The organism is Saccharothrix sp. HUAS TT1, from assembly GCF_040744945.1.
Lineage (GTDB): Bacteria > Actinomycetota > Actinomycetes > Mycobacteriales > Pseudonocardiaceae > Actinosynnema.
Window position 1 is genome coordinate 2135695 of sequence record NZ_CP160453.1, and the last position, 19981, is coordinate 2155675.

Genomic DNA, 19981 nt, shown 5'->3' on the forward strand with positions numbered 1-19981 from the left:
CCGGGCGGGCTACGACTGGCTGAGCTTCTGCTCGCCGTCGATGTAGAGGCCCTGGTTCTCCCACTTCAGGATGATCAGCTTGCGCTCGACGCTGGTCGAGTCGTCCTTCATCTTGTAGGCGATGTCGACCTCGTACGCGTACTCCGAGTTCAACCGCACGGCCTTGAGCTCGATCGACTCCACCGAGTTCCACAGGTCCTGGTAGGCGGCCGCGCCGCCGGCCGAAGCCTGCATCTTCGGGGTCAACCGGCTGAAGCCCTGGTCGATGTGGTCCGGCAGCAGGTCGAAGTAGTCCCGGACCGCCTGCTCCTGCTGCTCGGGCGTCGGGTTGCTGGTGATCTTGACCGGCGGGTTGATCGGCTTCTTCGACGGCGTCACCGACGCCTCGCCGCCCGCCTCCACCGCCGTGGTCGCCGTGGTGGGACCGGCCAGGTCGTCCGCTCCGCCCTTGTCCGACCACAGGCTCGCCAGCACGATGCCGACGACCGCGGCGCCCGCGACGGCCAGCGCGGTGACCACCGTGGACCGCTTGCTCCTCATCGGACCGGCGCCCGGTCTCGAACCGCCGGCCGGGCGGGCCGGCGGCGGGTTGTGGCCGACTTGGCGCTGCTGCTGCACGGGGGCGACCCGGGTCGCGGCGGGCGGGCTGTGCTGCGGGGCGACCTGCTGGGCCTGCACCGGCGCGCCCTGCCACGACGGCGGGTGGCTCTGCGGCAGCGCCACCGGGAACTCCGGCGCGGCCCGACCCGCGGCCACCGCCGCCAGCGCCTCGCGGGCCTCGGCCATGGTCGGCCGGTCCTCCGGCTCGGCGCGCAGCAGCCGCATCAGCAGCGCGGTCAGCGGACCGGCCTGCTTGGGCGGCACCACGTTGCCCGACGCGACCCGGTGCAGCAGCGCGATGGTGTTCTCGTTCAAGCCGAACGGCGGCGTGCCCTCGATCGCCGCGTACAGCGTCGAGCCGAGCGAGAACACGTCCGAGGGCGGGCCGGGGTCGTAGCCCTTGGCCACCTCGGGCGCGAGGTAGGCGGGCGTGCCGGCCAGCATCCCGGTCGCGGTGACCGTGACGTCGCCGGTGGCGCGGGAGATGCCGAAGTCGGTGATCTTCACCGTGCCGTCGTTGCCGAGCAGGATGTTGCCCGGCTTGATGTCGCGGTGCACGATGCCCGCGTTGTGCGCGGCGGCGAGCGCCGAGGCGACCTGCGAGCCGATCGACGCCACGTCGCGGGGCGGCAGCGTGCCGCGCTCCGAGAGGGCCGTGGACAGGCTCTTGGACGGCAGGTACTCCATCACCAGCCACGGCTGGCCGTCGTCCTCGGCGACGTCGTACACCGCGATCGCGTGCGGGTGCTGCAGCCGGGCCGCGATGCGGCCCTCGCGCATGGCGCGGCGCTTGGCCTCGTCCGTGTCGGACTCGGCCAGCCCCGGCTGGAGCAACAGCTGCTTCACCGCGACGGTCCGGTGCAGGCGTTCGTCGTGCGCCTGCCAGACGATGCCCATAGCACCGCTGCCGATCCGCCGGCCAAGTCGGTAGCGGCCGGCAACCAGGCGGCCATCGTCGCTCACGGCGTGCTCCCAGTAGCTGCTAGGGCTGTCAAATCAGTGGCGAACGATCAGACGCCACTCGGACAAGAACGTTGCGTCACCCGATCGAGTTCGGCACCACCATACGAGGTTCACGGATTCTGCTGCGTGCTCGGTGCCACTGAAGAGGCCGGCGGTGCGCTTGTCGTGGTGGTCGTCGTGGTCGTGGTCGTGGTGGTCGTCGTCCTGGGCGGTGGCGTCGTCGTGGTGGTGGTCGTGGTCGTCGTCGGCTGCTCGGTCGTCGTGGTCGGCTCGGCCGTGACCGTCTCGGTCTCCACGATCGTCGTCACCGGGGGCGTCGTGGTCGTGGTGGTCGGCGGGGCCGAGGACGAGCTGGACCCGCCACCGGGCGGCGTGACCGGGTCCTTGCCGAACCAGTCCAGCGCCACCGCCAGGACGCCCAGCAGCACCAGCGCGCCGAGCACCACCGCGGCGATCACCAGCGGCCGGTTGTCGTTCGACGGCCGCTGCGGCGGCGCGGCGACCGGCGCCGCGCCACCCGTCGAGCGCGGACCGGGCCGCACCACGCGGGTGCGGTCGGCGTCCAGGATCGCGGTGGCGCCCGCGGGCACCGGCGCGAACCCCGGCGAGCTGGCCGGCGAGAGCCCGGTCAGGCTCGGGTTGCGGCCGTGCGCGACCGCGCTGAGCATGTCGCGGGCCTGCGCCATGGTCGGCCGGTCGGCGGGGTCGTAGTTGAGCAGCCGCAGCAGCACGTCGGTCAGCGGGTGGTCGACCGTCGGCGGGTTGATCCGCCCGGCCGCGACCGCGTGCAGCACGCCCAGGGTGTTCTCCGACAGCCCGAACGGCGGCTCGCCCTCGGCCGCCGCGTACAGCGTCGAGCCGAGCGAAAACACGTCCGAGGCGGGCGTCGGGTCCTGGCCGCGGGCGATCTCCGGCGCCAGGTAGGCCGGGGTGCCCGCGATCAGACCGGTCTTGGTGACCGTGACGTCGTCGCTGGCCCGCGAGATGCCGAAGTCGGTGATCTTGACCAGGCCGTTGTCGGCGAGCAGCACGTTGCCGGGCTTCACGTCCCGGTGCACGATCCCGGCCGCGTGCGCGGCGGCCAGCGCGGCGGCGGCCTGCATGCCGATCTGGGCCACCTCGACCGGGTCGAGCGGGCCGTGCTCGGCCATCGTGTCGGCCAGGCTGTAGGACGGCAGGTACTCCATGACCAGGCACGGAGCGCCGTTCTCCTCCACCACGTCGTACACCGCGATGGCGTTGGGGTGGTGCAGCTTGGCGGCGATGCGGCCCTCGCGCATGGCGCGCTGGATCGCCTCGTCCTGCTCGCGCTCCTCCAGGCTCGGCGCCAGCAGCAGCTGCTTGATCGCCACGACCCGGCCGAGGCGTTCGTCCTGGGCGCGCCACACGACGCCCATCGCACCGCTGCCGATCCGGTCCAGGAACCGGTAGCGCTCGGCGATGACGCGACCGTCGTTGCTCACCGGACCACCTCGCTGGGGCGCTGCGTGACCGCGGCAAGGGCAGCAGGTCTCACGCTCGGGCTCCTCGTCGTGCGGATCGGTGCGCGGAACAGGCTAGGCCACCGCTCGCCCGCAGAGCCTACCCCGGCCGTGACGACGTCTTTCGAGCCGTTGCGCAGGTCACGTGAGCCGAGGGGTGACCGGGAAGGGATACCTGATACCGGGCCGTAAGGACACCCGTTCGCACGAAGATCGCCAGTTTTGCGGCCGAACGGGCTAACTGCCTGGTGCGTCACCCGCACGGGGGTGCTCGTCGGCCGGTCAGCGGGGGTTCGGCGGGCGTCCGGGCGCCGCGGGACCGCCACTCGGGCACGCCCGGCGGCGGGTTCTCCGACGTGCTCGGCGGACGTCGTCGCGGCGGTCAGCCGGTCGGGGCGAAGAAGTCGAACCCGCCGATCGGGTTCAGGATCTCGCCGAGGTCGAGCTCCAAACCGATGCCGGGGGAGTCGTCCCCGGTCGGCGGCGTGCTCGGGGTGGTCGAGGACGGCGGCGTCGAGGACGGCGGGGTGGAGGTCGACGGCGCGGAGGTCGACGGCGTGGCCGACGGCGGCTGCGAGCTGCTGCTCGGCGGCGGGGGAGTCGTGGTGCTGGTGCTCGGCGCCGTGGTCGTCGTCTGCGGGCTGCTCGTGGTCGGCGACTCCGTGCCGGTCGTCGGCTGCTGCTGGGCCTGCGGCTCCTGCGTCGCGGTCGGCTGCTGCGCGGTGGTCCGCTGCGCGCGCTGCTCGGTCGTCCGCTCGACCCGCTGCGGCTGGTCGGGCGTCGCCGTGGTGGTGTCGACCTGCGCCTGCACGGCCTGCTGCTGGGCGGCGGCGGCGCCGAGGTCCTTGGTGAGGGTGTTGGTGGCCCGGGCGGCCGGGCGGGCGTCGAAGCGCACCTCCGCCGGCGGCCGCTCGTCCGGGGAGGACAGCAGGTTGGTCGCGCTGAACGCCACGGTGCCCGCGAGCACGACGCCGCCACTGGCCATCGCGACGAGCTTCGGCACCGAGAGCCCGCCGCCGCGCTCCTCCTCGCCGGCGCGCCCCTCGCGGCGCAGCAGCTCGGTGATGTGCAGCTCGCGGCCGGAGAGGTTGGTCGCGGAGAAGCGCACGGTCTCCTCGTCGGCGGAGGCCCGGTGCCCGGTGGCCCGCTGCTCGACGACCCGCTCGGTGATCCGCGGGATCGGCTGCGTCTCCGCCTCGCGCCTGGCGATCAGCTCGGCGACCGACAGCTTGGCCGTCGAGCCATCCTGCCGACGGCGTTTGTCGTCGTTCGACACCGCTGGACACCTCTCCCGGGGAGTGCATTGCGCTACTGACCGGGATCATGGATACCGAATCGTGACCGTTCGCGTAACCCCTTTGAGTGAAGTTTCCTACGACCCACAGAGTTTTTTGCACGCTGAGTAAGCAATCAGGCTTGATCGCTACTCAGCGTCAACGCCGTTGGGCCGACACCACCTCGGTGCCGACGATGCGCGGGACGGTCGTGTCCGTCAACCGGAAAACCTGCTCCACCCGGATCCACCGACCGGTGCGCTCCTGCATCGACACCACCGCGAGCACCGCGCCGTCCGGCCGCAGCCGGGTCGACTCGATCGTGATCGACTGCACCTGGCCCCACGAGTCGACGAAGTCGCGCGGGTCGCCGCCGAGCAGGTCCGGCGACAGCAGCCGGGACGCGTCACCCGGCCTGGTCGGCAGCAGCTCGAAGAACCGGCGCACCACGTCGACCCCCGGCTGCGAACCGAGCGCCAGCTCCGCCGGCGAGACCACGGCGGGCACGTCCGGCGGCTGGTCGGCGGCCAGTGGTGCGGTGCGGCCGACCGGCTCGGGCGCCCGGTCGACCGGTCCGCCGACCAGCTCGGCCACCAGCAGGTCCGGCCGCAGGGCGGTCGACCCGGTGATCGGCGCGGGCGAGGTGACCTGCGGCTGGTCGGGACCGGTGGGGCGGTCCTGGGCCAGGATCGAGGCCGCGGCGACGGACGCCAGCAGCACGATCGCCCCGGTGGCCACCCCGGCGAGCTTGGCCGTCCGGTTGGCCCGCCCGGCCACCGCGGGGGTGTGGTCGGCGGGCGGGTCGGTCACCAGGACGTGGCCGGCGGCCTGGTCGCGGGTCCGGATCCGCACCGGCGCGGGCTGCTTCCCGATCAGCTCCGCCACCGTGACCGAACCCGCGCGGTTGTGCCTGCGACCGCTCGTCGTGAGGCGCTGCACTGGCGACTCCCTCTTCGTTCGTCGCCAGAACTCGTACCGTGGGGGCGGGACGGGAAGCCAGCTCAGCGCCGGACTTCACTCGTTCGTGGCGACCAGCGGTCAGAAGCCGTCGCTCGAACGGGGGAAGGACTACGGACCGGCGCGGGACTAGGCGCCGTTCGCGGGCCGTTCGCCGTCGATCAGCGGCACGCCGGTGGTGGTGAACACCAGCTCGCGCTTCTCCGTGGAGGTCGACCCGTCCTTGCGCGTCACCTGGAGCGTGCTGACCGTGACGCCGCGGGTGGGGTCCACGCTGATCTCCCGCACCTCGATCAGCGACACGTCGCCGAACCGCTCCTCCAGCACCGCCTCGCCGCTCACCCGGAACGCGTCGGTGACCAGGCTCAGCACGACGCCCGAGTTCGCCGCCACCTCTTCGTAGAACAGCTCGGTGCTGGTCGCGATCGCCTCGGCGTCCACGACCGGTTGCGACTCGACGGGCACGGTCGTGACGTGCGGGGACGACCCAGGGCCCGGGTCGCCGCCGACGCGCGCGGTCGCGGGGACGTCACCGGTGCCGGCGGCGTCGACCGCGGCGGCGCGCGGGTCGTGCCCGGCGGCCGCGGCGGCCTTGCGGTCCGGCGGCTTCGACGTGGACGTGGTCGTCGGCGGCGGTGGTGTGGTGGGGAAGCCGGTCAGCAGCGGCACGTCCACCGGGTAGCCGGGCAACCCGATGCGCTCGGTCGGGTTGACGGTGCCGACCAGCTTGGCCGCCGCGATGGCCAGGCCGACCAGGACGCCCGCCGACGACAGCACGGCGAACCAGGCGGCCCGCTTCCACGTCCGGGGCGGCGTGACCGACGCGGGCACCAGGCCGATGTTGAACTTGCCGAGCCCCATCGCGTCGGTGTCGACCAGCGGGTCCGGCGGGGGCAGCGGTCGTGCGGGCAGTGGCCGTGCGAGCAGCGGTTGCGCGGGCTCGAGCGGCCGGCGCTCCGGGAGCGGCGTGTGCTCCAGCTCGCCGCCCATGGGCAGCCAGAGGGCCGCCCCGTCGTCCAGCCGATGTCGACCCGACCGTTCGGGTTCCCCGATGTCCATGCTGTGCAGACCCCTCCCGCCCCCCGGGCCTGACGGCCCTCGCCGGTTCTTCACCTGTCGGGCTGGAACTCACCTGGTGGGTTCACGTGCCGCGAGGAGTGGGGGTGGGACGCCGAGGCTCCCGCGACCACCTGAGCGTATGCGCTGGTCGGAGCTCCAGCCGGACAGATCAGTCTTGTGAACCCGAGCGACACACGTAAGGGTGAAATCGGGGTTGCGGGTCTTCAGTTCCCGCTGCTCAGCTCCCGCTGTTCAGCTTCTTCCGGGTGCCCTGCAGCGCGTTGGTGGCGGCGAGACCGGCGCCACCGGCGATCAGCGCGCCGATGACGTCGCCCGAGACGTTCTCCCCGGACGTGATCAGCAGGCCGACCAGCGCGATGATCGTCGTGACCCCGGCGAGGGCCCACCGGCTGCGCACGTACTGGGCGATGGGCGCGCCTGCGGCGCGCTTGGACTTTGCGGCGGAACCGAGCATCGCGAGGTAGCCGTCGTGCGCGAGCGCGGCGAGCACGCCCAGGATCGCGATGAGGCCCGTGATGAGACCGATGACCATGGCACCAGTGTGCCCTCGGCCGAACCCGCTGGACCATCCGTGATCGCCCTGATATCCACCGGTGATGGAGGTCTTCTGGCACGACGCCTGCCTGGAGCACGACACCGGCAGCGGGCTGTGGGAGCTGCCCGGCCGGTGGGACTGGCTCGACGCGGCCGAACCGCACCCGGAGAACGCGGACCGGCTGCGCACGTTCCGGCACGCGCTGCGGCACGGCCCGGTCGCGCCGCACCTGTCCTGGTCGACCGGCCGGTTCGCCACCGACGAGGAGCTGGCCCGCGTGCACGCCCCGTCGTACCTGGCCGAGCTCCGGGCCGCGTGCGAGCGGCGCACCGCCGTCGAGGTCAACACGGTCGTCGGCCCCGGCTCGTGGGACGCGGTCCGCGCCGCCGCCGGCACCGCGCTGGCCGCGCACGAGGCCGTCGCGACCGGCCGCACGCGGTTGGCCTACGCCCTGGTCCGCCCGCCCGGCCACCACGCCCAGCCGGCCGCGGCCGACGGGTACTGCCTGGTCAACAACGCCGCCCTGGTCGCCGAGACGGCCCGCCGGGCGGGGCGCCGGGTCGCCGTCCTGGACTGGGACGTGCACCACGGCAACGGCACGCAGGAGGTGTTCCGCGACACGCCGGACGTGCTCACCGTCTCGGTGCACATGCGGCACGGGCCGTGGGGCGCGAACCACCCGCAGACCGGCGCGCCCGCCGAGTCCGGGCCGTCGAACGTCAACGTCGAGCTGTCCCTCGGCGCGGGCGACGGCGCGTACCGGCGCGCGCTGGAGGAGGTCGCGTTCCCGGCGCTGGCCGAGTTCGGCGCGGACTTCCTGGTCTGCGCGTCCGGCTTCGACGGGTCCGCGTTCGACCCCAACGGCAGGCACAACCTCACCGCCGACGGCTACCGCGCCATCGGCCGGGCGGTGTCGGGCCTCGGCCTGCCGACCGTGCTCACGCAGGAGGGCGGCTACCTGCGCGGCTACTCCGCGCTGTGCCTGCACGCCCTGGTGGAGGGCCTGCTCGGCCTGCGCCTGCTGGAGGACCCGCTGGCCTACGTGCCGGACGACGTGCAGCTGGTGGACGTGGACCTGGCCCGCGCCAAGTCCACGCTCACCACCTGGGACTTCGCCCGCCGACCCGCGCGGGCGCCCGGCTAGCGGCCGAGCGGGCCGCGGCCGAGCTTGAGCAGGATCATCGCCAGGTCCCGGCCCTCCGGACCCAGGTCCTTGTACCTGTTGATCACGTCGATCTCGCGGTTGTGCACGATCCGGGTGCCCCCGGCGGCCATCCGCGCCGCGCCGATGATCTTGGAGACCTCGATGCGCCGCTTGACCAGCCGGAGCAGCTCGGCGTCCAGGTGGTCGATCTCCTGGCGCAGGGCGTCGACGTCCGGGGCGGTTCCGGTGTCCGGGGCGGTTTCGGTGCTGTTCACGGTGACGACCTCTCGACTCTGGTTGGAGTCCCAAGCCCTGGCAGCAGCGAAGCCCCGGGGTCCGAGGACTCCGGGGCTTCGTGGTGGCTTGACGGCGCTAGCGGTCCACGGGAGCCGGAGTCCGGTTCCCGTAGTAAAACTCGAAGTGGGCCGTGCGCACCGGCACATCATGCCACAGCCGCGGGCTGTCGGGGGTAGCCGGTAACGTGAACAGGCGATGAGCGCCTTGTTCGACTTGCCCCCAAGTCCCCCCACCCCCCGGTCCGCGCGGTTGCTCGAAGACCTGAACCCGTCCCAGCGCCGGGCCGTCGAGCACTCGGGCGCCCCGCTGCTGGTCGTCGCGGGTGCGGGCTCCGGCAAGACGCGCGTGCTGACCCGCCGGATCGCCTACCTGCTCGCCGAGCGCGACGTCCACCCGGGCGAGGTCATGGCGATCACCTTCACCAACAAGGCCGCCGCCGAGATGAAGGAGCGCGTGGCCGACCTGGTCGGCGCGCGCGCCCGCTCGATGTGGGTGTCGACCTTCCACTCCATGTGCGTGCGGGTCATGCGCCGCGAGGCCAAGACCCTCGGCATGTCGTCCAACTTCTCCATCTACGACTCCGACGACACCCGCCGGCTGATCACGCTGGTGGCCCGCGACCTCGACCTGGACCCGAAGCGCTACCCGGCGCGCACGCTGGCGATCCACATCTCGAACCTGAAGAACGAGCTGGTCGACGCCGCCACCGCCAAGGAGCGGGCGACCAACGACCTGGAGCGCCGCGTCGCCGAGGTCTACGAGAGCTACCAGCGCCGGTTGGGCGAGTCGAACTCGCTCGACTTCGACGACCTGATCATGCGGACCGTCGAGCTGCTGCAGGACCACCCGGACGTGGCCGAGCACTACCACCGCCGGTTCCGGCACGTGCTGGTCGACGAGTACCAGGACACCAACCACGCCCAGTACACGCTGGTCCGCGAGCTGATCGGCTCCGGGAAGGACGGCGTGCCGCCGGGCGAGCTGTGCGTGGTGGGCGACGCCGACCAGTCGATCTACGCCTTCCGCGGCGCGACGATCCGCAACATCGTGGAGTTCGAGCGGGACTACCCGCAGGCCACCACGATCCTGCTGGAGCAGAACTACCGGTCCACCCAGACGATCCTGAGCGCCGCGAACGCCGTCATCTCGCGCAACCCCGACCGCCGCGACAAGCGGCTGTGGAGCGACCTCGGCGACGGCGAGAAGATCGTCGGCTACGTCGCGGACAACGAGCACGACGAGGCGCAGTTCGTCGCCAACGAGATCGACCGGCTGGTCGACACCGGCGAGGCGAACAACGGCGAGATCGCCGTGTTCTACCGGACCAACAACCAGTCGCGCGTGTTCGAGGAGATCTTCATCCGCCTCGGCCTGCCCTACCGGGTGGTCGGCGGCGTCCGGTTCTACGAGCGGCGCGAGGTGCGGGACGCGCTGGCGTACCTGCGGGCGCTGTCCAACCCGGACGACACGGTGTCGCTGCGGCGCATCCTCAACGTGCCCAAGCGCGGCATCGGCGACCGCGCGGAGGCGTGCGTGTCGATGTACGCCGAGCGCGAGCGGATCAGCTTCGCGGCGGCGCTGCGGGACGCGGTGACCGGCAAGGTGCCGCTGCTCAACCCGCGGTCGCGCAACGCCATCGCCGGGTTCGTCGAGCTGATGGACGAGCTGGGGGTGCTGGTCGAGCGCGGCGACGACGTGGCCGACGTCCTGGAAGCGGTGCTGGAGAAGACCGCCTACCGGGCCGAGCTGGAGGCCAGCGACGACCCGCAGGACCACACCCGGGTGGAGAACCTGAACGAGCTGGTCACGGTGGCCCGCGAGTTCACCGACCTGGGCGCGGCGCCGCCCGCCCCGGACGAGGCGGCGCCCCCCGACGCCGCGGAGCTGCCCGCCGAGGGCTCGCTGGCGGCGTTCCTGGAGCGGGTGTCGCTGGTCGCGGACGCCGACTCGGTGCCGGACGCGGAGTCCGACGGCGTGGTCACGCTGATGACCCTGCACACCGCCAAGGGCCTGGAGTACCCGGTCGTGTTCTGCACGGGCTGGGAGGACGGCGTCTTCCCGCACCTGCGGGCGCTCGGCGACCCGACCGAGCTGGCCGAGGAGCGGCGGCTCGCGTACGTGGGCATCACCCGGGCTCGGCAGCGGCTGTACCTGTCGCGGGCGCTGGTGCGCTCGGCGTGGGGCCAGCCGTCGGCCAACCCGGCGTCGCGGTTCCTCGACGAGATCCCGGCCGACCTGCTCGACTGGCGCCGGCTGGAGCCGAGGCGTTCCGCGCCGTCCGCGCCGACGTCGTGGGGCCGCGGCTCGGGTCCGTCGCGCCCGGCGCCGGCCGGCGCGGGTTGGAAGGACACGCCCGCGGTGAAGCTGGACGTCGGCGACCGGGTGAGCCACGACAAGTACGGGCTCGGCCGCGTGGTGGCCGTGGACGGCTCGGGGCCCCGTGCGACGGCCACGATCGACTTCGGCGGCGCGGGGACCGTGCGGCTGATGCTCATCGGCGGCGTGCCGCTCGTGAAGCTCTGAGGGCCGCTCAGCCCCGGTTCGCCGTTCGGCGGAATGTTCCGCGTCCCGTCGGCGTTCACCTGAACGGGAGCGGTTCTCGGGCAACCCTGGGCGCGGTCGTGCGTCTCTAGGGGTGTCACGAGCGGTGCGGTCGGGTCGCGAGGGGGCGAACCGGCCGGCTGGAGCCGCTCGGTGACGACGGGGGAGCAGGGCGGTGGCCGCTTCGGGGAGCGGCGACCGCTGGGGATCGCCTTCGGGGGAAGGCTGCGCACAGGGAAGGGGCCGGGCTGCTCGTCGCAGCCCGGCCCCTTCGTGCTCTGTGCCCTAAAGGCGCCAGGTCAGACGCTGATGCCCTTGGCGTTCAGCCAGCCCAGCGGGTTGATCTTCTTGCCCTCCGCGTTCCACACCTCGAAGTGCAGGTGCGGGCCGGTGGAGAAGCCGCGGTTGCCCATCCGGGCGATCTGCTCGCCCGCCAGGACCCGCTGGCCCTTGCGCACCGAGTAGGTGTCCACGTGGCCGTACACGGTCACCGAGCCGTCGTCGTGCTCGACCTTGACCCACAGGCCAAAACCACTTGCCTGACCGGCCTCGATCACGACACCATCCGCTGCGGACAGGATCGGCGTGCCGATGGGGCCCGCGATGTCGATGCCGTAGTGCATCTCGCCCCAGCGGCCGCCGTAGCCGGACGTGAACAGGCCGGCGGCGGGGCGGGCGAACTTCGGCCGCTTGGCCTCGGCTTCCTCGGCCTCGCGGGTCTCGCTGATGTGCTGGCTCTTGACGAGCTTCTGCGCCTCGGCCGCCGGGTCGACCGTCTTGGCGACGGGCAGGACCTGCGGGGACGCGGGGCCGGAGCCGCCGACGCCGAACGCGGCAGCGCCTTCGGCGGCGTTGGCCAGCGGGGTGACCTCGTCGGCGGAGGACGGCGAGTCGGAGCCGAGCGCGTGGAGCGTCTGCCCGGCGCCTGCGGCGGCGAAGGCGCCGACGGCGACGGCGGCGACCACGATCCGGCCGCGCAGCGCCGAGGGCGGTGGCGGGAGCCGGTGCGTGCTCACCGTGCGGGTCGACGCGCGGTCGACCGCTTCTTCGAGCACGGCAGAACTCGAATGGCCGCCGGGGGAGCGGTGTTGAGACAAAACCTGGCCTTCCGTCTTCGGGGAGTCCGGTCGGACTACCAGGCGGGGGATCCCGGTTGAGCCGGTCGGGGTACCGGCTCGTCGTCCTGCTTGTGACCAGACCGTGACAACGGACCGGGGGAAGATAACGGCGCGGAGCCCTTAAGGGCAATCCCCGATGGCGAGGTTGACCGTTTAGCGGTCAGTGGGACATCCATGCGTATGAGTCGTGACTCACGGTCACCTCAGCGCTCGGCAAACCCCACCGGTACAGGCACGATGGGGTGATCCTGGTTGTCGCCCGGACGTGTGATCGTGCTCACAATGAGGTGAAGGGTGCGTGAATCGATCGATAGCGAAAGGTGACCTGAATCACGTATCCGATGCTCCTCCACGACCAACGCCGGGTGCTCCAACCGGGCGTTCGACTGGGGGATGATCACCTGGTCCATCTCGCTCCACACCACCACGAACCGGGTCCGGCAGGCGTCGGACGGTTCGGCCAATTCGGACAACAGGTCCGAACCGGGGCGGAGTTGCCTGGTCAGCGGGGTGGGCAGCAGGTAGGCCGTGAGCGTGCCGCCGTGCGGGGTGCCCAGGGTGACGAGCGTGCGCACGCGTGCGTCCCCGCCCAGGCGTTGCACGTAATAACGGGCGATGAGACCGCCCAGGGAGTGCCCGACCACGTGCACCCGGTCGGACCCGGTCTGCTCGCAGATCCGCTCGACGTGCTCCCCGAGCAGCGCCGCGGCCTGCCGGACGTCCCCCGTCAACGCGGTCAGCACGCTGTAGTTCACCGCGTGGACCACCCCGAAGCCACGCCTTCGCAGTGCCCCCGACAGCACTGCGAAGGCGGACCTGTTGTCCCCGATGCCGTGCACCAGCACGATCGGGGTGCCCGCCGCTTCCATGGCGGAAACCACCAGGCCCCGCCGGCGCGGCGACAACCGGTCGGTGCGGTAGGCGCGGAAGTGCCCGTTCGGCTCCAACCGCTCTTCGAGGACGCCCCAGGGGTAGAGGACGGTGTGCGCGGCCAACCAGGCGGCTTCCAGGGCGACGCCGCGCACGCCACCGGGCGAGGCGGCGGCCCGGAGGACCCCGCCGGCCAGCTCCAGCGCCTCGCCCGCCACGTCCAACCCGGTGTCCACGCCCGCGCCGACCCGCCCGACCCAACCGCGCACGAACCGCCGCACCGCGCCGCCCACCGGGCCGAGAGCCAGTGATCCCCCCATTCCCGCCCAGTACCCGCCACCGCCCGCCCACAACCGCAGGCCACCTCACAGCCGCCGCCCACCGCAGCGCCCCCGCCGACCTCACAACTGCCGACTTCAACTGCCGACCGCTGCCCACCGCACCGCCACCGCCCCCGCAGCGCCGCCCGCCTCGCCCTCGCCGACCGTGCCACCACCTCCGCCGCCACCACCACCACCGCGACCTCCGCCGCCGCCGTGCCGCCGCCACCGACCGCCTCGCCCCCCTCCAGCCGTAGCACCGCCCGCCTCAGCCCCTACCTCACCGCCGCACGTGGTCGGGCGTCGTCGTCCGCGCCGCTTTGCTAGCGTCCGACCGGTGATCCGAACGGCGGAACCCGGCTCTGCGACACCCACGCGACTCCGGGCGGCGGTCGGGGTGGCCGCGGTCGGCTCCCTGCTCTCGGCGCTCGCCCCCGTGATCGGCGTGGTGGACGCCTCCGCACCGCCCGCGTTCACGGCCTGGCCGCTGCTGGCGCCGCTCGCGCTGCTGCCCGCCGCCCTCGCCGCCTCCTTCCTCCTCCGCGGCCAGGAGCTGGTCGCGGCGGCGACCCTCGTCGCGCCGGCCGTCTTCGCGGTCGGCCGGCTGCTGAACGACCTGCAGCTCGCCGTCGACCCCCTCGACGCCTTCCGCCCCGAGCTGTTCCGCCCGGCGAGCCTCGACCCGCCCACCCCCACCGCCGGCACCTGGCTGCTCCTCGCCGGCCACCTCCTGGTGATCGCGGCCGGCGTCCTGGCCGCGCGCGGCGCGGGGCCGGACGTCCGCAGCGAGCGCGCGAGCTTCGTGCTGCCCGCCGTGGCCGGCGCCGTCGCGGGCATCGGCCTGTTCACCGCGCCTCTCACCTCGACCGACGCGCTGATCCCGGCCCGCGGCACACTGGAGTCGCCGACGCTGCCGATGCTGGGCGGCCTCGTGCTCACCCTGGCCGCGCCGCTGCTCGCCGTGCTCGCGGCCAGCGCCACCACCGACGAGGCGCGGCGGGGCGGGCTGCTCGGCCTGTCCGCCGCCCTGCTCGCGCTCGCCCTGCCGCCGGTCGTCACCGCCCTCGCGGTCGACGGCGTCGGCCTCGCCGTCGGCCCCCTCCTGGTCCTCGCCGCCGCCGTCGCGCTCGCCCTGCCGCGCCGCGCGACCGAGGACCGCACCACTGGGGACCGCGCCACCGGGGAGCGCGACGTCGCACTGCCCGGTCAACGCCGGCTGCACACCACCGCCGCCGTCCTCGGCCTGGTCGCCGCCGGCGCGGCGGTCCTCGGCGCGACCACCGACCAGCTGGTCCTGCCCGCCGGCCTGCCCTCGCCGACCGACTACGCCGCCCGCCTGCTCTGGCCCGCCGCGATCGCCCTCACCGTCCTCTCCGTCGCGCTGCTGGCCAACGCCGCCGCGCGCCCCGCGTTCACCGTCGCCGCCGCCACCGTCCCGCTGGCGGCGGGCGGCGCGCTCGACACCGTCTTCGCCGCGGCGGAGGTCGCCGCCGTCGAACCGGGACCGGGCGCCTGGCTCACCATCGCCGCCGTCGTCGCCGCGGCCGCCGCCGCCGTCACCGCCGGGCTGGCCGGCGCGGTCGAGCGGGACGAGGTGGGCGTGGCCGAGGCGGAACCGCCGCTGCCGCTGGTCGCCGCCGTCCTGATCGCCGCGCTGCTCGCGGTCGGCGCGTTCGCCCTGCCCGTCCTGCGGGCGCCGGGCTTCGTGCCGATCGGCGCGTTCGGCCTGCGCGTCGGCTCGCTCGGCCTGCTGGTCGCCCTCGTCACGGTGGTGGCCGCCGCCGTCGTGGCGCTCAAGGCCCGGCCGAACCGGGGCGCGGCGCTGCTGCTCGGCGCGGCCGTCGTCACTGGGGTCCGGGCGCTGGAGCACCCGCTCACCGCCGCCCGCGCTGCCGAGGCGGCCCCTGGTCCGGGTCTGTGGCTGGCCGCTGCCGCCACCGTCGCGCTCCTCGTCTCCGCGGCCCTGCGGACGGCGCGCTGAATCGGTGTGGTGATCGACCTCACCACCTCTATGACGGACTTCACGGGCGTGGGGTGCGGCTGAGTCCGAGCAGGTCGATAGTGTCTTGCGAAGCCGCGTCGAGCCGGTCCCACCACGGCTGTGCCGGCGTTCCAGGTGATGCCTGGTACGTGTGGGCACCAGGCCCCAGCCTGGAGCGCCGGACCCCAGAGGACCGCACGACATGACGCGGTGTCCGACACCGACGTCGCAGGAGACCCGAGTGGACCTGTACGAGTACCAGGCGAAGGACCTCTTCGCCGCCCACGACGTCCCGGTACTTCCGGGCGACGTGGCGACCACCCCCGCCGAGGCCAAGGCCATCGCCGAGCGCTTCGGTCAGACCGTCGTGGTCAAGGCCCAGGTCAAGACCGGTGGCCGTGGCAAGGCGGGCGGCGTCAAGCTCGCCGAGAGCCCGGACGAGACCGAGGCCAAGGCCGAGGCCATCCTCGGCCTCGACATCAAGGGTCACGTCGTGCACCGCGTGCTGGTGACCCCCGCCTCCGACATCGCGGAGGAGTACTACTTCTCCTTCCTCCTCGACCGCGCCAACCGCACCTTCCTGGCCATGGCCAGCGTCGAGGGCGGCATGGACATCGAAGAGGTCGCCGCGACCAAGCCCGAGGCCCTGGCCAAGGTGCCGGTGGACGCGATCACGGGCGTGGACCGCGCGAAGGCCGACGAGATCGTGGCCGCCGCCAAGTTCCCGGCCGAGGTGGCCGACCAGGTCGCCGACGTCATCGTGAAGCTCTGGGAGACCTTCGTCTCCGAGGACGCCACGCTGGTCGAGGTCAACCCGCTGGTCCGCGACCCCGAGGGGAAGATCGTCGCCCTCGACGGCAAGGTCACGCTGGACGAGAACGCCTCCTTCCGCCACCCCGCCCACGAGGCGCTGGTCGACAAGCAGGCCGAGGACCCGCTGGAGGCCAAGGCCAAGGCGAAGGGCCTCAACTACGTCAAGCTGGACGGCCAGGTCGGCATCATCGGCAACGGCGCCGGCCTCGTCATGTCCACCCTGGACGTGGTGGCGTACGCGGGCGAGAAGCACAAGGGCGTCAAGCCCGCGAACTTCCTCGACATCGGCGGCGGCGCGTCGGCCGAGGTCATGGCCAACGGCCTGGACATCATCCTGCACGACCCCGACGTCCGCTCGGTCTTCGTGAACGTGTTCGGCGGCATCACCGCGTGCGACGCGGTCGCCAACGGCATCGTGGCGGCGCTGGGCATGCTGGGCGACGAGGCCACCAAGCCGCTCGTGGTCCGCCTCGACGGCAACAACGTCGAAGAGGGCCGCCGGATCCTCGCCGAGGCCAACCACCCGCTGGTCACCGTGGTGGACACTATGGACAACGCGGCCGACAAGGCCGCCGAGCTCGCGGCTGCGGGGGTCTGACGATGGCTATCTTCATCACCAAGGACAGCAAGGTCATCGTCCAGGGCATGACCGGCGCCGAGGGCACCAAGCACACCAAGCGGATGCTGGCCTCCGGCACGACCATCGTCGGCGGCGTGAACCCGCGCAAGGCCGGCGAGAAGGTCGACTTCGACGGCAACGTGCTCCCGGTGTTCGGCTCCGTGGCCGAGGCCATGGAGGCCACCGGCGCCGACGTCACCGTGATCTTCGTGCCCCCGGCGTTCGCCAAGGCGGCCGTGATCGAGGCGGTCGACGCGGGCATCGGCCTGGCCGTCGTGATCACCGAGGGCATCCCGGTGCACGACACCGCCGCGTTCTGGGCGCACGCCGTCGCGACCGGCAACAAGACCCGGATCATCGGCCCGAACTGCCCCGGCCTGATCAGCCCCGGGCAGTCCAACGCGGGCATCATCCCGGCCAACATCTCCGGCGCCGGCAAGATCGGCCTGGTGTCGAAGTCCGGCACGCTGACCTACCAGATGATGTTCGAGCTGCGCGACTTCGGCTTCTCCACCGCCATCGGCATCGGCGGCGACCCGATCATCGGCACCACCCACATCGACGCGCTGGCGGCCTTCGAGGCCGACCCGGAGACCGCGGCGATCGTGATGATCGGCGAGATCGGCGGCGACGCCGAGGAGCGGGCCGCGGCCTACATCAAGGACAACGTCACCAAGCCGGTCGTCGGCTACGTGGCGGGCTTCACCGCGCCCGAGGGCAAGACGATGGGCCACGCGGGCGCGATCGTGTCCGGCTCGGCCGGCACCGCGCAGGCGAAGAAGGAGGCCCTGGAGGCCGCCGGCGTCAAGGTCGGCAAGACGCCGAGCGAGACCGCCGGGCTGATGCGGGAGATCATGCAGTCGATCGGCTGACACTCGCCCGTTCGTGCCACGCACTGAGGGCCGCCTCCGCTCGGAGGTGGCCCTCGGCGCGTGTTCGGCGGAGTAGATGCGCACATTGAGGGGAACCACAGGAGTCCGGTCGCCGTCGGAGAGTGCGCATCGGCTAGCGTTCTGTCGACCCGAAATCAAGTTCGCAGGTGGAGGAGACCGCATCATGTCCCAGCCGTACGGCGCCCCTCAGCAGCAGCCGGGTCCGGCGCAGCCGGCGGTGGGTGTGAACCTGAACCTCATCCTTCCGCTGGTCGCCGCCGGTCTGGCGCTGATCGCCTACCTCCTGGCGTTCGCCGACGACGTGCCGTCGTCGGAGTACCTGTACGCCGCGGGCATCCTGGCCGGCCTGTCCGTGCTGCCGAAGGCGCCCAGGGGTCTGCTGTGGGCGGCGGTCCCGTTCGCGCTGATCCCCACCCTCGGCCTGCTCCAGGGCCTGATCACCACCGAGGCCGACGTCGAGGGCATGCAGATCGTGCTGCTGCTGGTGTCGCTGCTGCTGACGGCGGCGGTCGTGATGGCGCTGCTGCTGGAGGTCGGCATCGTGAAGCTCCAGCCGAAGACGGCCAACGTCTACGGCCAGCCCGGTGGCTGGAGCCCGCACTCCGGCGCGTTCCCGCAGCAGGGCCAGCAGCCGCAGCAGTTCGGCCCGCCGTCGGGCCAGTTCGGCCAGCAGGCGCCGCCGCAGCAGCAGGCCCAGCCGCAGCCCAACCAGCCGCAGCCGACGTCGTACATGCCGCAGCCCGGTCAGTTCGGCCAGCCGGGTCAGCAGCCCGGCCAGCAGCCCGGCCAGCAGCCGGGCCAGGGCACGCCGCCCGGCGGGTTCGGCGGACCGCAGCAGGGCTGATCCCAGCCGTGGGAGGGGTGGCACCGGTGCTCCGGTGCCACCCCTCTTCGCGTGTCCGGCGTGCCTGCCCCGAACGGCCCATCACGACTGAGACAGTGGGGGAATGTCGGTGCTGCAAACGACCTCGCACGGCGTTGTGACGGACTCCGTCCGCCCACCCGAGTTCTCCCGCGCCGAACGGGTGCGGGTGCTCACCATGACCGCCGCGGGCTCGGTGGTCGTCGGCTACGCGGCCGTCGCCGCGCTGCTCGCGCTGATCTCCTCGACCGCCGCGCACGCGTCGTTCTCCACCACCGGCGTGCTGACCGCCGCCGCGCCGGGCTGGCTGGCCGCGCACCACGTGCCGCTGCGCTTCGACGGCGGCCAGCTCGGCCTGCTGCCGCTGCTGCCGACGGCGCTGGTGATGCTGCTGGTGTACCGGGCGGCGGCGAGCGCGGCGGACCGGCTGGGGCTGTTCGAGCCGCTGCAGGCGCGGTCGGTGGTGTTCAGCATCGCCGGCGCGCACGCCGTCGTCGGCGGGCTGATCTCGTTCCTGATGGGTGACGGCGGTCCGGTGCGCGCGACGCCCGCGGTGGCGTTCTTCGGGTGCGCGGCGGTGTCCGGCGTCGCGGCGGTGGCGGGTGTCGCGCAGCGCTGCGGCCTGGTGGAGGTCGTGTTCGAGCGGGTCGACCCGGTGGCGCGGCGCGGGTTGCGCGCGGGCGCGTCGGCGTTGTTCGCGCTGGCGGCGGCGGGCGCGCTGGTGCTGGCGCTGGGACTGGTGTTCTCGTGGTCGACCACCGCCGGGCTGTTCGACCAGAGCGGCGGCACCGTCGGCACCGGTCTCGGCATCTGGCTGCTGTGCCTGGCGTACCTGCCGAACGCCGTGGTCGGCGCGCTGTCGTACGTGGTGGGCGCCGGGTTCTCGATCGGCGCGGTGGTCGTCGGCCCGCTGGGGTTCACCGGCGGCCCGGTGCCCGCCGTGCCGCTGCTGGCCGCGTTGCCGGAGGAGCAGGTCGGCTACCTGCCGGTGGTGCTGGCGCTGCCCGCGGTGGTCGGCGTGCTGGTCGGGTGGTCGCTGCGCGACGCCGCCGGGACGCCCCGGTCGCGGGTGCGCGCGGTGCTGGTCGCGGCGGTGACCGCGGGTGTCGGCACGCTGGTGCTGGCGGCGGTCGCCGGTGGCGCGCTGGGCGGCGGGGTGTTCAACCCGGTCACCATCCCGGCCGGGCTGCTGGCGGTGCTGACGTTCGGCTGGGTGGCCGTGCCGGGCGGTGTCGTGACCTGGTTCGCCGGTCCCCGCCCGCCGCGCGTGGTGGAGCCCGAACCCGAGCCCGAGCCGGAACCGGTCGTGGTCGCCGTCGAAGAAGAAGAGGACGACGACGAGTACGAAGAAGAAGAGGCAGAAGAGGGAGAGGACGACGAGGAGTTCGACCACGAGCTCGATGAGTACGACGACATCGAGGAGGAGTTGGTCGAGGAAGACTCCGAGGACTCCGAAGAGGACACCGAGGACCCCGAGGACTTCGAGGAGGACCCCGGGGACGAGCCCGGGGAAGACCTCTCCGAGGACGACGGGGAAGTCGAAGCGGACGAGGCCGACGACACCGACGAGGCCGACGACGTCGACCCGGAGGACCTGGCCGACAAGCCCCGGTAGCCAACGCCTAGGCTGCTC

The 19981-nt window shown here is 73.0% G+C and carries 16 protein-coding genes; 7 read left to right on the plus strand and 9 right to left on the minus strand.

The genetic code is table 11. From position 1 onward, the window contains the following. Positions 1–9 precede the first annotated feature (9 nt). The 6 genes from AB0F89_RS10580 to AB0F89_RS10605 all read right to left on the minus strand — a co-directional run bounded on the left by AB0F89_RS10580 (position 10) and on the right by AB0F89_RS10605 (position 6887). The gene (locus AB0F89_RS10580) at positions 10–1563 is read right to left on the minus strand and encodes a serine/threonine-protein kinase (RefSeq protein WP_367134976.1); all 1554 of its coding nucleotides are present in this window, start codon (positions 1561–1563) and stop codon (positions 10–12) included. 110 nt (positions 1564–1673) lie between these two features. Beyond that, positions 1674–3026: a serine/threonine-protein kinase gene (locus AB0F89_RS10585; RefSeq protein WP_367134978.1), complete on the minus strand. Its 1353-nt coding sequence runs from the start codon at positions 3024–3026 to the stop codon at positions 1674–1676. A 400-nt stretch (positions 3027–3426) separates the two neighbouring features. Then, the gene (locus AB0F89_RS10590; protein ID WP_367134980.1) at positions 3427–4320 is read right to left on the minus strand and encodes a hypothetical protein; all 894 of its coding nucleotides are present in this window, start codon (positions 4318–4320) and stop codon (positions 3427–3429) included. A 157-nt stretch (positions 4321–4477) separates the two neighbouring features. Beyond that, positions 4478–5257 (minus strand): hypothetical protein, encoded by a 780-nt coding sequence (locus AB0F89_RS10595; RefSeq protein ID WP_367134982.1) that lies wholly within the window; start codon positions 5255–5257, stop codon positions 4478–4480. Positions 5258–5404: 147 nt separating this feature from the next. After that, positions 5405–6334 (minus strand): hypothetical protein, encoded by a 930-nt coding sequence (locus AB0F89_RS10600; protein WP_367134984.1) that lies wholly within the window; start codon positions 6332–6334, stop codon positions 5405–5407. 238 nt (positions 6335–6572) lie between these two features. Further along, positions 6573–6887: a hypothetical protein gene (locus AB0F89_RS10605; protein ID WP_367134986.1), complete on the minus strand. Its 315-nt coding sequence runs from the start codon at positions 6885–6887 to the stop codon at positions 6573–6575. 64 nt (positions 6888–6951) lie between these two features. Here AB0F89_RS10605 and AB0F89_RS10610 point away from each other — a divergent pair, with 64 nt between their 5' ends. After that, complete coding sequence (locus AB0F89_RS10610; RefSeq protein WP_367134988.1) at positions 6952–8034, plus strand: histone deacetylase; 1083 nt, start codon at positions 6952–6954, stop codon at positions 8032–8034. Here the strand turns inward: AB0F89_RS10610 and AB0F89_RS10615 are convergent. Then, on the minus strand, positions 8031–8480 hold the full coding sequence (locus tag AB0F89_RS10615; RefSeq protein WP_367134990.1) for a chorismate mutase: 450 nt from the start codon (positions 8478–8480) through the stop codon (positions 8031–8033). The genes AB0F89_RS10610 and AB0F89_RS10615 overlap by 4 nt on opposite strands. Positions 8481–8526: 46 nt before the next feature. On the opposite strand from AB0F89_RS10615, the gene pcrA reads away from it, so the two are divergent. Further along, entirely contained in the window at positions 8527–10854 is a 2328-nt protein-coding gene (pcrA, locus tag AB0F89_RS10620; protein ID WP_367134992.1) for a DNA helicase PcrA, read from the plus strand. 317 nt (positions 10855–11171) lie between these two features. On the opposite strand, the gene AB0F89_RS10625 is transcribed toward pcrA, so the two are convergent. Continuing rightward, positions 11172–11927, minus strand: coding sequence for a M23 family metallopeptidase (locus AB0F89_RS10625; protein ID WP_367134994.1), 756 nt, complete (start codon positions 11925–11927; stop codon positions 11172–11174). 266 nt (positions 11928–12193) lie between these two features. After that, complete coding sequence (locus tag AB0F89_RS10630) at positions 12194–13180, minus strand: esterase/lipase family protein (protein ID WP_367134996.1); 987 nt, start codon at positions 13178–13180, stop codon at positions 12194–12196. 337 nt (positions 13181–13517) lie between these two features. Here AB0F89_RS10630 and AB0F89_RS10635 point away from each other — a divergent pair, with 337 nt between their 5' ends. From AB0F89_RS10635 to AB0F89_RS10655, 5 genes are all read left to right on the plus strand, one after another. Further along, positions 13518–15161, plus strand: a complete 1644-nt coding sequence (locus tag AB0F89_RS10635; protein WP_367134997.1) for a hypothetical protein — start codon at positions 13518–13520, stop codon at positions 15159–15161. A 241-nt stretch (positions 15162–15402) separates the two neighbouring features. Beyond that, complete coding sequence (sucC, locus tag AB0F89_RS10640; RefSeq protein ID WP_367134999.1) at positions 15403–16572, plus strand: ADP-forming succinate--CoA ligase subunit beta; 1170 nt, start codon at positions 15403–15405, stop codon at positions 16570–16572. A 2-nt stretch (positions 16573–16574) separates the two neighbouring features. Further along, positions 16575–17465, plus strand: coding sequence for a succinate--CoA ligase subunit alpha (gene sucD / locus AB0F89_RS10645; protein WP_367135001.1), 891 nt, complete (start codon positions 16575–16577; stop codon positions 17463–17465). Positions 17466–17649: 184 nt separating this feature from the next. After that, complete coding sequence (locus tag AB0F89_RS10650) at positions 17650–18330, plus strand: DUF5336 domain-containing protein (protein ID WP_367135003.1); 681 nt, start codon at positions 17650–17652, stop codon at positions 18328–18330. Between the two features lie 103 nt (positions 18331–18433). Then, entirely contained in the window at positions 18434–19963 is a 1530-nt protein-coding gene (locus AB0F89_RS10655) for a DUF6350 family protein (protein ID WP_367135005.1), read from the plus strand. Positions 19964–19981 lie beyond the last annotated feature (18 nt).